Annotated in this window: 13 protein-coding genes and 2 pseudogenes; 8 read left to right on the forward strand and 7 right to left on the reverse strand. The window is 59.1% G+C overall.

Annotation, left to right across the window (positions count from 1 at the left end):
- The first annotated feature begins 74 nt into the window (after positions 1-74).
- The 3 genes from C5748_RS05165 (at position 75) to C5748_RS05175 (ending at position 3,024) form a co-directional block, all read left to right on the forward strand.
- Complete coding sequence (locus C5748_RS05165; protein WP_105740862.1) at positions 75-746, forward strand: response regulator transcription factor; 672 nt, start codon at positions 75-77, stop codon at positions 744-746.
- Positions 746-2,083: a sensor histidine kinase gene (locus C5748_RS05170; RefSeq protein WP_425350203.1), complete on the forward strand. Its 1,338-nt coding sequence runs from the start codon at positions 746-748 to the stop codon at positions 2,081-2,083. The genes C5748_RS05165 and C5748_RS05170 overlap by 1 nt, the downstream gene beginning before the upstream one ends.
- 131 nt (positions 2,084-2,214) lie before the next feature.
- Positions 2,215-3,024, forward strand: a complete 810-nt coding sequence (locus C5748_RS05175) for a DUF3313 domain-containing protein (RefSeq protein ID WP_105741027.1) — start codon at positions 2,215-2,217, stop codon at positions 3,022-3,024.
- Between the two features lie 122 nt (positions 3,025-3,146).
- Here the strand turns inward: C5748_RS05175 and putP are convergent, their stop codons facing one another.
- Entirely contained in the window at positions 3,147-4,601 is a 1,455-nt protein-coding gene (gene putP, locus C5748_RS05180) for a sodium/proline symporter PutP (RefSeq protein ID WP_105740863.1), read from the reverse strand.
- Positions 4,602-4,655: 54 nt separating this feature from the next.
- On the opposite strand from putP, the pseudogene C5748_RS05185 reads away from it, so the two are divergent.
- Positions 4,656-5,084: pseudogene (locus tag C5748_RS05185) on the forward strand (aldo/keto reductase); the annotation flags it as partial.
- A gap of 82 nt (positions 5,085-5,166) precedes the next feature.
- Here C5748_RS05185 and C5748_RS05190 read toward each other — a convergent pair.
- Complete coding sequence (locus C5748_RS05190; RefSeq protein WP_105740864.1) at positions 5,167-6,057, reverse strand: LysR family transcriptional regulator; 891 nt, start codon at positions 6,055-6,057, stop codon at positions 5,167-5,169.
- Positions 6,058-6,174: 117 nt separating this feature from the next.
- Between C5748_RS05190 and C5748_RS05195 the strand changes: the two genes are divergently transcribed.
- Genes C5748_RS05195 through C5748_RS05205 form a run of 3 tightly spaced genes read left to right on the forward strand, consistent with a single transcriptional unit; the run spans position 6,175 to position 7,753 of the window.
- Positions 6,175-6,900, forward strand: coding sequence for an SDR family oxidoreductase (locus tag C5748_RS05195; RefSeq protein WP_105741028.1), 726 nt, complete (start codon positions 6,175-6,177; stop codon positions 6,898-6,900).
- An 11-nt stretch (positions 6,901-6,911) separates the two neighbouring features.
- Complete coding sequence (locus tag C5748_RS05200; RefSeq protein ID WP_105740865.1) at positions 6,912-7,403, forward strand: carboxymuconolactone decarboxylase family protein; 492 nt, start codon at positions 6,912-6,914, stop codon at positions 7,401-7,403.
- Positions 7,400-7,753 carry an Atu4866 domain-containing protein gene (locus C5748_RS05205; protein ID WP_105740866.1) on the forward strand — a complete coding sequence of 118 codons (354 nt, stop codon included), beginning with the start codon at positions 7,400-7,402 and terminating at the stop codon, positions 7,751-7,753. The genes C5748_RS05200 and C5748_RS05205 overlap by 4 nt, the downstream gene beginning before the upstream one ends.
- A gap of 560 nt (positions 7,754-8,313) precedes the next feature.
- Here C5748_RS05205 and queE read toward each other — a convergent pair.
- Entirely contained in the window at positions 8,314-9,048 is a 735-nt protein-coding gene (queE, locus tag C5748_RS05210) for a 7-carboxy-7-deazaguanine synthase QueE (RefSeq protein ID WP_245428837.1), read from the reverse strand.
- The gene (gene queD / locus C5748_RS05215) at positions 9,048-9,404 is read right to left on the reverse strand and encodes a 6-carboxytetrahydropterin synthase QueD (RefSeq protein WP_105740868.1); all 357 of its coding nucleotides are present in this window, start codon (positions 9,402-9,404) and stop codon (positions 9,048-9,050) included. The genes queE and queD overlap by 1 nt, the downstream gene beginning before the upstream one ends.
- A 216-nt stretch (positions 9,405-9,620) precedes the next feature.
- Here queD and C5748_RS05220 point away from each other — a divergent pair.
- Positions 9,621-9,952 (forward strand): annotated as a pseudogene (locus tag C5748_RS05220) (VOC family protein).
- Positions 9,953-10,003: 51 nt separating this feature from the next.
- On the opposite strand, the gene derI reads toward C5748_RS05220, so the two are convergent.
- From derI to C5748_RS05230, 3 genes are read right to left on the reverse strand one after another with little or no spacing between them, the layout of a single operon-like run.
- Positions 10,004-10,465, reverse strand: coding sequence for a D-erythrulose-4-phosphate isomerase (gene derI, locus C5748_RS28510; RefSeq protein ID WP_199194705.1), 462 nt, complete (start codon positions 10,463-10,465; stop codon positions 10,004-10,006).
- 12 nt (positions 10,466-10,477) lie between these two features.
- The gene (locus C5748_RS28515) at positions 10,478-11,248 is read right to left on the reverse strand and encodes a triose-phosphate isomerase (protein WP_199194706.1); all 771 of its coding nucleotides are present in this window, start codon (positions 11,246-11,248) and stop codon (positions 10,478-10,480) included.
- Positions 11,245-12,021, reverse strand: a complete 777-nt coding sequence (locus tag C5748_RS05230; RefSeq protein ID WP_105740869.1) for a DeoR/GlpR family DNA-binding transcription regulator — start codon at positions 12,019-12,021, stop codon at positions 11,245-11,247. Before C5748_RS05230 ends, C5748_RS28515 begins: the two co-directional genes overlap by 4 nt.
- Positions 12,022-12,043 lie beyond the last annotated feature (22 nt).

The raw sequence follows: 12,043 nt of genomic DNA on the forward strand, positions 1-12,043 counted from the left end.
ACTGCCTTTCAAGCTCCGCAATGCTGCTGCAACCTTGGCAGTAGATAAGGACAGGACAAGGGGACGAAGGGCTGATGAGACTTCTGCTAATCGAAGACGAGAGGGAGTTGGCTGCTGCGCTGTCGGTGGCACTGAGCAAGCATGGCATCGTCACCGACCACACGATGCATCTCGCCGACGCCTTCGAGCTGACACGTCAGAATGCCTACGATGCGATCCTCCTGGACCGGCGTTTGCCTGATGGTGAAGGGCTGACGTTCATTCCGAAGTTGAGGCGGGCGGGCATCGACACGCCTATTATCGTGCTGACGGCCCGCAATGAGCCCTTGGAGCGCGTCGAGGGATTGGATTTCGGCGCTGACGATTATCTCGGCAAGCCCTTCCTTGTCGAAGAGCTGATGGCGCGCGTGCGCGCGGTGCTAAGGCGACCGCCCAATCTGGCGGAACCGGACATTGTTGCGGGACGAATGATGATCGATCCCTTACATCTGAACGTAACCGTGGATTCGACCCCGCTCGATCTACCCAGGCGCGAGCTCCTGGTTCTTGTGGCGCTGGCCAAGCGGAAGGACAAAACCGTCCTTCGATCGACGCTTGAAGCGGCGGTCTACAATTACGAGGAAGAAATCCAGTCGAACGCGCTCGATGCGCATATCTCCAGGCTGCGCAAGCGACTGCTGGATGCCAATGCCGGCGTTGCGGTCCACAACATCCGAGGCGTTGGATATCTCCTGAAGGAGGAATGATGCACGTGGCGATGAGATCGAACCCGTCACTTTGGTGGAAGCTGAGCTGGCAACTCAGCCTCGTCATCATCGCCGTGGTCGCCTCAGTGATCCTGGGGCTTTGCATTTGGGCTACCACGATCATGTCGCCGAACATCGCCATGGAGGGGAAGATCGTCTCGGTGGTAGCCGGGGCCGTGGCACGCGACAGTTCGGGAAATTTACAACTGTTGGAAACGCCGCAGCTCAGGACGCTCGAGGATGAGAACCGCGGACTTTGGTTTATTGCAGCCACCAGGGACGGCGCTTCGATATCCTATGGCGCCGTCCCACCAGCCTATATCGCGCTCGCTCCTTTGGTTCGTCTGTTCGATGAAGCAGATTTACGGGGATCCGCCGCGACAAACGAGATCGCAACGATTGAAAACGTCGATACTGCGATGGGTGAGGTTCGAATTCTGTTTGGCGGCGTGGCTGACAAAGGCTGGCCCGTTCTCGCCCTTTTGGCCAGGAGCTACCCGATCTACGTATCTTTGATCGCGATTGCCCTGCCTGCGCTCTTCCTGGCTATTCCTCGCATCGTGAGGCGCGCCCTGGCGAGGGTCAGCGATGTCGCTCAAAAGGCATCGGAGATCGAGCCGCGCCGACCGGAAGCCCGACTGCCGGTGGACGGAATTCCCAAGGAAGTCGCCCCACTGGTAATTGCTTTCAACGGTACGCTTGAGCGGCTTGAGCATGAGTCCAGGAAACGCCAGCGCTTCCTGATCGATGCGGCACACGAGCTGAGAACACCGATCGCCATCATGCAGACGCGGATCGACGGGATGCCCGAGGGCCGGGAACGCAGGCGATTGCTGGACGACGTTGCACGTCTGGCCGAGACGGCCGAACAACTCCTCGATTTCGAGCGCAACGAACAGGCGGCCGATCTCCATGAAACGGTCGATCTCGTCCAAATCGCACGAACGGCCGTTGCCGACCTCGCGCCCCTGGCGATCGCCGCCGGCTACCAGATTTCATTCGAAAGCGATGTGGAAAGCCTCGAACGCAAGGGCAGCCCTTCGGCTTTACCGAGGGCGATCAGCAATCTGGTCCGCAATGCAATCGACCACGGCGGCAATAGCGGAATGATCACGGTCTCAGTCTCAGCCGGCGGGAAGATCAACGTAGCCGATGAGGGGCCGGGCATACCGGCCGAACATCAAGAACTGGTTTTCGAACCATTCTATCGCGTCACCCCCAAGAGCAACGGTGCAGGCCTAGGTTTGAGCCTCGTGAAGCAGATCGCCGCAAATCATCGGGGTCAGGTCAGCATCAAAAGTGATGCGACCGGGACGCAGGTGACGATCCAGCTCTGACCCCGCAATATTCCCTAATATTGCGTAATGCTGCGGCAATCCTTCCTTCGCATGGTCTCCCCCAGAACATCCGTAATGGAAGGCCAGAAAACGTGCGCAGCAATTCATCTATTGAAACATTCCTCCGACTTATATGTCTGGCTTTACCCTTGACCTTGGCGGTCACCGGATGTGCCTCGGTACCTCTAAAGGAAGGCGGGACGCTCACCTCCTACAGCAATCTTGGCGCGCCCAAGGGAAAGTTGTCCAAGTCGCGTAATTTTGTCGACGGGCAAGGTCTGGCGGCTGTGAAGACGGCGAGGATCGTTCCAACGACATTCGTCTATAGTGCCGCAGCCCGGGTGGAAACGGAAGCCGACCGTTCATTGGTGTCGAACGCACTGGACCGAGCGCTCTGTGTCGCGCTTAGCGACAGATTTCAAATGGTCCCGGCCAGCCAGCCGGCCGATCTGACGATCCGGTCCGTCGTCACCGATATCTTGCCGACGAACAAGGCCATGGCAGGGGTCGCGACCGCCGTAACGGTCGGTACCGGCTTCGTCCTGCCCATCAGTGTGCCGCGGCTGCCCGTCGGGCTTGGAGGACTTGCCGTCGAAGCGGAGGCGGTCGACAGCGGCGGCGTTCAGCGTGCGGCGATGGTATGGGCCCGCGGGGCGAATTCGATCCAGGACAATCCCCGCGTTTCGGAGGTCGGCGACGCCTATAGCCTCGCCTCGAAATTCGGCAATGACTTTTCCCGGATGCTTGTCGCCGGCAAGGAGCCGAAGGGATTGGACATCTCGCTTCCTTCAGGGCAGCGGATGAAATCCTGGCTCGGCGGCAAACCGAAATACGCCGCATGCGACACGTTCGGTCGAGCGCCTGGATTGGTGGGGGTCGTGGCGGCCAAGTACGGCGCGCCACCGCAATGGACCGACAAGAAGCCAAATCACTTGCGATGAATTGAGCTATCAGTCGCCCACTCCTCATGCATCGGAAGTCAGGGGCGGCCAGCCGTTGCTTTGACGAAGTGGCCTTTATCAACCAAAGACAGCAACTGTTGATTTGATGATGATACCTGTGTTCAGGCGATCTTCGACTCGCGATACTCACCACGATCCGGCGTGAGCTGGCTGACCACAACAATGGCGATCCAAGCGGCGATGAAGCCCGGCACGATCTCATACAGCTTAGCGCTAAGGCCCAATGCAATCCACATGCCCACCGTCGCCGCGCCAACGACCAGACCGGCGACGGCACCATAGCCGTTCATCCGCTTCCAGGTCAGTGACAGGATGATCAGAGGTCCGAAGGCTGCCCCAAATCCGGCCCAGGCGTTCGACACGAGGTCCAACACCTGTGATTCCGGATCGCTGGCAATGATGACGGCAATAATGCCAACGGCCAACACAGCGATCCGGCCAATGGTGACCAGTTCGCGATCCGTCGCATCACGTTTCAACAGCGTGTGATAGATATCCTCGGTCAGCGAGGACGACGCGACCAGAAGCTGGCTCGAAACGGTAGACATGATCGCAGCCAGTAACGCGGCATAGAGAAATCCGGTTACCAGCGGGTGGAAAAGGAGGTCAGAAAGAACGATGAAGATGGTTTCAGGGTCCGCGATATCGAGTCCGTTGCGGATGGCATAGGCGCGACCGAAGATGCCGACGGCCATCGCGCCGATCAGCGAGACGGCCATCCAGCTCATCCCGATATTTCGGGCCTTCGGCACGTCGGCCACGGTGCGCACTGCCATGAAACGCACAATGATATGAGGCTGGCCGAAATAGCCCAATCCCCACGCCACGGCGGAAATCCAGCCAAGGAAAGTCACCCCTGCCGTCAAGGACAGGAAGTTCGGGTCTACTTCCGTTCGCAGGCGCTCCGCCGCCACGCCGATCCCGTCTCCCTGACCTGTGGTCAGTATGACGATCGGTACGATGACAAGCGCCAGCATCATAATGCAGCCCTGCACGAAGTCGGTTAGTGACACCGCGAGGAACCCACCCATGACGGTGTAGACCATCACGATGCCGAGCGTGAGATACACGCCGGTCATATAGCTGCCGCCGAAGGCACTGACGAACAGCTTGCCCCCGCCGACAAGTCCTGAGGCCGTATAGACCGCGAAGAACGTCACGATCACGATCGCAGAGACAACGCGCAAAAGCCGCGCGGTGCTGGGAAAGCGATTGCCCAGAAAGCCGGGGATCGTAAGGCTGTTGTCATATTCCTCGGTCTGCTGGCGCAGGCGCGGAGCAACGATGATCCAGTTCAGGTAGGCGCCGATAAACAGACCAATCCCGATCCAGCTCTGTGCGAGACCCGAAACGAACAGCGCCCCCGGAAGCCCCATCAGCAGCCAGCCGCTCATATCCGATGCGCCGGCGGACAGGGCAGCCACCGCGGGGGGCAGATTGCGCCCGCCCAGCACATATTCTTCTGAGCTCGAAGTGGATTTTCGCCAAGCATAGACACCGATGGCCAGCATCAGTACGAAATACACTGTTAGGCTGATCCAGATACCCATCTGCATAGATCCCCCCTTCGATTCAATCTGAGCAGATTCCCAGATTATGTCAAAGGTAAGGAAGCCCGCTTGCTGGGCCTGGTGCGCCATATCGGGCTGAGCAACGTCACGCCCAAGCAGATCGCGGAAGGACGCAAGATCTGTGAGATCGTCTGCATGCAGAACCACTACAATCTGGCGCACCGTGCCGATGACAGCCTGATCGACGACCTTGCCCGCGACGGCATCGCCTATGTGCCGTTCTTTCCGCTGGGCGGCTTTACGCCGTTGCAATCGTCCACCTTGTCCGACGTCGCCGCACGCCTTGGCGCCACGCCCATGCAGGTCGCGCTCGCATGGCTGCTTCGCCGCGCGTCGAACATCCTTCTGATCCCCGGCACGTCGTCCATCGCCCATCTCGATGAGAACCTCGCCGTGGCCGATACCGACCTGCCGGAAGACATATTGAAGGCGCTGGACGGCATCGCGGCCGGCGAGCACGCCGGCTGACGGTGTAAACGACCACCTCGATCCACAGCGGCTTCACCCGTTATATCGCGGGTGAAGCCGCACACGCACTGGTCCCACCGCATCATCTGAAACGCCGGAGGTGATCGACAAGGGCGCGCAGCTTCGGGGCCATGTTGCGGCGGCTCGGATAATAGAGATAGAAGCCGGCAAAGCGCGGGCAATAGTCCTCGAGAACAGGCACGAGATCACCCCGCTCGATCCATGGGCGAAAGCTCTCTTCCATGCCGAAGGTGATGCCCGCGCCGGCGACGGCGAGCTTTATCATCAGCGCCATGTCGTTCGTAGTGATTTCCGGCGCGACGGCGACGCTGAACTCCTTGCCATGCTCCGCGAATTCCCAACGATAGGGCGCGACCTTGGGCGCGGGTCGCCAACCGATGCAGCGATGGGCGGCGAGCTCGCTTGGATGCGAAGGCGCTCCGAACCGGTCGCGATAGGCCGGCGCACAGACAGCCGACTGCCGCTGATCGCCGGAGACAGGCACCGCGATCATGTCCTGCTCGATCACCTCCCCGAGCCTGACGCCGGCATCATATCCCTCGGCGACGATATCGAATTCCTCGTCCGTCACATTGACGTCGATTTGAACTTCCGGATTGGCTTCGGCAAAGGTCGCCAGAAACGGCCCTGAAAGAAAGCCCTCGGCGATCGATGAGACAGCGAGCCGCAACTGCCCGCGTGGGCGCCCGCGCAAATTCCCGGTGGTCTCGATTGCCGTTCGCATGTCTGCGATGGCGGGCGCAACCTCGGCATATAGACGCTCGCCTGCCTCGGTCAGGCTGACACTGCGCGTCGTGCGCTGAACGAGCGCTATGCCAAGCCTCTCTTCCAGCCGCCTCATCGTCTGGCTGACCGCCGAGCGGGTGACGCCCATCCGGTCGGCAGCCGCACGAAAACTTCTCTCCTCGGCCACCAGGGCGAAGACGGCGAGCGCGTTGAGATCCGGATCCATTGGTTAGAACAGCTTTCCATGTAGGGAATAAATGACCGTCTTATCGCGACAATGCGACAGATCTATCTCTATGGCAACCGCTGCATTGCGGACCAAGGATCAGAAAAGGAGATGCACATGTCCCTCAACAAGATCGTCCTTATAACCGGCGCGTCGAGCGGCATCGGCGCAGCGATCGCCCGTGAACTCGGCGCCGCCGGAGCGAAAATCATGCTCGGCGCGCGCCGCACCGATCGGCTTGACGTGCTCGCCAAAGAGATCAACACGAAGGGTGGCGAGGCGCTGACCCGTCGGCTTGATGTCACCGACCGCGCCGATGTCGCCGCCTTCGCGGAAGCGGCGCGCCAGGCCTGGGGTCGTGTCGACGTGATCATCAACAATGCCGGAATCATGCCGCTTTCGCTGATGGCCTCAATGAAGGTCGATGAATGGGACCGCATGGTCGACGTCAACATCAAGGGCGTGCTCTACGGCATAGCCGCGGTGCTGCCGGAAATGACCACGCGGGGCTCCGGCCATGTCATCAACATCGCCTCCATCGGCGCGCTGTCCGTCTCGCCGACGGCTGCCGTCTATTGCGCGACCAAATATGCGGTGCGGGCGATCTCCGACGGCCTGCGGCAGGAGCACGACAACATCCGCGTCACCTGCATCCATCCCGGCGTCGTCGAGAGCGAGCTTGCCGACACGATCACCGATCCGGTGGCTGCCGAAGCGATGAAGACCTATCGCGCCATCGCGCTCAAGCCCGACGCGATCGGCCGTGCCGTGCGTTTTGCCATCGAGCAACCCGACGATGTCGACGTCGACGAGATCGTCATCCGGCCGACGGCCAGCAAATAAGGAGAAAAATGATGGGTTTTCGCTTTCACAACGCGTACAGGGCAATCGGTGTCGCGCTCCTGCTTGGTGCTGTACCTGCTGCGGCCAACGCGCAGACGACAGAGGAGCGCCTGGAACGCGGCGATGCCGTTATCAGGAGCCTGAACGATGGCGCTCCGCAGCCCGCGCTGGAACGCATGAGGCAGGAGTTTCCGTTCCTGGCCGACGCAACCCAGGCTTATGCGCTTGGCGATGTGTGGTCTCGACCGGGACTCGACAACCGGACACGCCAGCTCGCCGCCGTGGCTGTATTCGCAGCCATGGGTGAGACCGCATTCATGACGATCCATGCCGGCTATGCGCTCAATATCGGCGTGTCCGAGGATGAGCTGAAGGAAGTCATCTATATGGTGACGGTTCCGGCCGGCTTCCCGCGAGCCATCACGGCATCGCAAGCCCTCTCCGAGCTTTTTGCCGAGCGTCGCGCCGCTGCCGGCACGCAACCTCGAGGAGCCGCTCAATGAAACATTTTCCGATGCTTGCCGCGGCCGTGCTTCTCGCCGGCGCGGCTGTCATACCTGGACAGAAAGGTCTCGCCCAGATGAATTCCGATCCAAAATCCACTCCCCAACCGGCGCAAAACCATCCATATGTCGGCATGTGGGTCACGGCTGACGGTCATATCCGCCATAATCTGCTTTCGAACGACCGCTATGACGAGGCACGTGGAAATCGTGAAAGCGCATATCAGGGGCGCTACGAGGTCCGGGGAGATCATATCGATTACTGGGACGACACCGGCTTCACTGCCGATGGCGAGTTCATCGACGGCGTGCTGCATCACGGCGGCATGATCTTGTATCGGGAGGAGTAGCGCGCCCGCAAATATGTCGGTGCGCCGGATAGCCAGGTGCTGCCTATGCCGGACGCGCCAAGGTGAAGAGTTCCAGCGGTCGCTCGACCCCTTGAAGCGCATAACGGCCGACCGAAACACGGCAGGAGTTCGGATTCAGTGGCGCCGGCAAGGCCGGTGGAAGCGATCCATTCGACTATTTTGAAGAGGTGCTTCAGGTCCGTCATCATGCATTGTTCCCTGTTGCGACCCTACTGGTTACGCACAGCCTAGAGCAGTTCACTTTCAGGTGGAAACGATGCGTTCAGGCGATCCTCAATCTTGACGGCGGGGGTTGCCACCATATTCCAACCGTAGCAACAGCGGCCTCGCTGAGGCATGATTCCTGTGCTTGTCACAGGAATCCTCGCCATCTCCGCATTTCCGACGGTGCAGAATGGTAAGGCTAGACGATTCCATCAAAACAGGAACCGCTTTAGCCTCTCTTCTGGCCAAAGCATCCGCCCAACTTTCTAACGATCAAAGCCCGGGAAGGCGAGAGCGCACCGCCCCGGCGCGAGGACATCTTGCATCATCGCGCTTCAGACGCCTCTGCGATTGCCCCACAAGATAACGTGCAACTGCGGCAGAACGCGTGCTTCGAACCAGCCGTCGGATGTGGTCTTGTCCACCAGCCATAACATCCTGTCCGTGATGCCGGACAGATCAACGCACCCCTCCTCTTCATCCGGCCGGGGTGGAGTATGGTTGCCCGGCTGGAGGCAAACAGACAATTTGGGATAGCGCAACGATGCGGCCCGGGCGAACGCATAGTCCTCATCATCGAAGACAACGAACTTCAGCACGATATCGGGCCCTGCACCGGCGGCTGCCAGACAGGCATCCACGGCAGTCCAGTCGGTTTTCATGCCGCTGGATGGTGGCTTTGGGCTCAAAACAAGATGATCCAGTTCGGCAAACCAATCGGCGCTCACCGAGCCCTGGGTTTCCATGGCGAAACGATAGCCTTCGCCATGACCGAGTTTGATCAGCGGCCCGAAGGGTTGAATGGCTGGATTGCCGCCCGACAATGTCACCAGTATCGGACGGTTTCCGGACAGTTCACGAACCATTTCCCAAATTTCGCCGACTGCCATCGGCGACCATTGATGCCTGAATGCGCTGTCGACCGCATAGAGCGTATCGCACCAGGAACACCGATAGTCGCAACCGCCAGCCCTGATAAACACGGTCGGAACACCAATCAGAGTTCCCTCCCCCTGGATGGTCGGACCGAATATCTCGCTAATGCGGATCAGAGCATGATCTTCGGAGATCACGGGCGATACTCCGCCCAGGTCTTCGGCGTCTCGCTGACCCGAACCGCGCTTGTCTCCGGCAGTCTTTCCCGACACCAGTCGAAGAAATGCTTGGCGAGATATTCGGATGTGACCTTATCGTGGCCCAATACTTCATTGAGATGCCGGTGATCAAAACGCTCGTCGATATAGTCCTTCAAAGGCTTGAGATCATGATAGTCGCGCACGAACCCGTCCTCGTTCAGCGTCTGTGAAGAGAGTTCCACGACCACAATGTAATTATGTCCATGCAAACGGGCGCATTGATGTTCCAGGGGTAAGTGGCTGAGCTGATGAGAGGCGGAGAAATGAAACTCCTTTGTAATACGAAACACTCAAGATCTCCTTGGTTTAATATAGTCGCCTCAGGACCGGCGTCGCATCATCAGGCGATCGGGGCCGCCTCGTTCGCGCAGGTACCGTTTGGAGGCTATAGACTCAATGGCCGTTATTTCTTCCAGCCGGGAGGGCAGTGAGTAGCATAGTGACGCGCCGGCAACCAATGACAGACACAGAGACGATGCAACTCACACTCTTGTAAGGAGATGAAAATGGCAGTCATTGGAATTGATCATATTCAGCTAGCCATGCCCGCTGGAGAAGAAAACGCAGCGCGCGCTTTTTATGACGGGCTCCTCGGCCTTAAAGAGGTGGCAAAGCCGCCGCATCTGGCGGCGTTAAAATACATCTCGGCGTTGAACCAGACTTCGCTCCCGCCAGAAAGGCCCACCCAGGCCTTATCGTCAGTAACCTTTCGACAATAACCGAAAGATTGCAGGCGGCAGGTTTTGCGACGTCATCGGATCAGCCTCTCGACGGTTACGATCGAAAATACGTCAATGATCCTTTTGGTAACAGGATCGAACTGATGCAGATCAGGTGATCAAAACCTACGGGTCGGTCACGAACTTGGCCAGACCGACAGGACTCGCGATCAGCTCTTCTTTGCGCTGTACTTGCTATCAACCTCATTGATGGCGTTGACGTTGCCTGCGGAACGACCATTCTCATCGAAGGTCTGAGCGAGGTAGGCATCGGCAATCGTCTTTGCGAGTTCCGTGCCGATCACCCGCGCGCCCATGGTGATGATCTGCGCATTGTTGGAAAGCACCGCCCGTTCGGCCGAATAGGTGTCATGGGTCAGGGCCGCCCGGATACCCGGAACCTTGTTCGCCGAAATACAAACACCGATGCCGGTTCCGCAAACGAGAATGGCACGGTCGTATTCTCCAGTCAGAACGGCGGACGCAACTCTGTCCGAAAGGTTTGCATAGAACGGATCCGGCCCATCGGATGTGCGGGAAATCTGCGAAACCTCGTGGCGGTCCTTCAGGTAATCGGCAAGGATCTCGGCAAGGCCTTCGCCTGCACTGTCTCCGGCAATTGCAAGTTTCATGTGTATGTCTCCTTAGATTTTCGCGGCGCAACGCGCCAGGATGTCCAGATAACCTTCGACCTGCCAGGCCGATCGGCCGATGAAGAGCCCGTCGATATTCGGGCAAGAGATAAGTTCTTCGCAGTTTCCAGGATTCACGGAGCCGCCATAGAGGCAGGGGATTTTCCGGCTCATGATCTCTTCGGCAACGGCTGCGATTTCAGCATGGCGCGCATCCGCATAATCCGCTGTGGCTGGAATACCTTTTTCGCCGATGGCCCAGACCGGCTCGTAGGCGAGGAGAACCTCGGCTTGCTTCTGCTCGCCGTCAAGGCGTGACAGGGCCCCCCGCACCTGACGGGCCAACACCTCTGCCGCCTTGCCGCTTTCCCGATCGTCAAGCGTCTCGCCGATGCAGATCAGCGGCACCAGACCATGGCGGACGGCCGCCTCCGTCTTCAGCCCGACCGTCTCGTCGGTTTCTCCGAAATATTCGCGGCGTTCGGAATGGCCGAGTTCGACGATATCGAGACCGCAGTCCTTGAGCATGACGGGCGAAATCTCACCCGTCCATGCGCCTTGATCGGCCCAGTGCATGTTCTGCGCGCCAATTTTGACGGAGGTGCCGGCCAAGGCTTCCTTCACCTGCCGCACTGCGGTGAAAGGCGGGATCAAAAATCGCTGTATCCGCGGGTCGCCGTCAGTATCCGCCACCTTCATGCCGGCGGCAAACGCCAGCGCCTCGGCCAGCGTCTTGTTCATCTTCCAACTGGTTCCAACCCAGTAACGCCTTTCCTGGCTCAATTGTCTTCCTCCCACCTCGCGATTTTGATTGTTGTGTCGGCATGGGCGAGTTCAGCCAAAACGTCTTCCGGTAGCGGCTTGTCCGATATGATGGTGCTGAACTCTGAAAGGTCTCCCAGCACATGCAAGGCCGTATGGCCGAACCGCCGGCTGTTGATGAGCAGGCATGCCTGTCGGCTGGACTTCATCATCGCCCGTTTCGTTCGAACGATGTCCTCGTCCATATGATAGGCATACCGGCCCGATGCCGCCGGTGTTGACACGAAGGCGATGTCTGCTCTCAACCGCGACAGGGCCTCTTCAGTCATGATCCCCAAATAGGCATTGAACTTCGGCGAATAAACGCCGCCAAGGGTGATCAGCTTGATCCCGCTCTCACCTTTGACCCTCTCCATGATCGCCACATTGTTCGTCACGATTGTCAGCGGCCGCCTTTCGAGAAGCATCTCGCCGATGACGGCGGCCATGGACCCATCGTTGATGAGAACCGTCATACCCGGTTCTACGAGATCGATCGCAGCGTGGCCGATCACCCGCTTGACGTCTGCATCCTGCATCTGCCGGAAGCGGAAATCGCTTTCGAACTGGGTGCTCGCGTCGATCGTCGCGCCACCGCGAACCTTGCGAAGAACGCCAGTGGCCTCGAGATCGTCGAGATCACGGTGAATGGTCATCTTCGATACGGCAAAGCGCTCTGCGAGAGCATCGAGATCGACCTTCCGGCTCTCGACCAGAAGATTTATGATTTCCTGCCTGCGCTCTTCGCGTTTCATTACCCAACGTCCTGCCGTCAAG

Source organism: Phyllobacterium phragmitis (assembly GCF_002980495.1).
Classification (GTDB): Bacteria; Pseudomonadota; Alphaproteobacteria; order Rhizobiales; family Rhizobiaceae; genus Paramesorhizobium; species Paramesorhizobium phragmitis.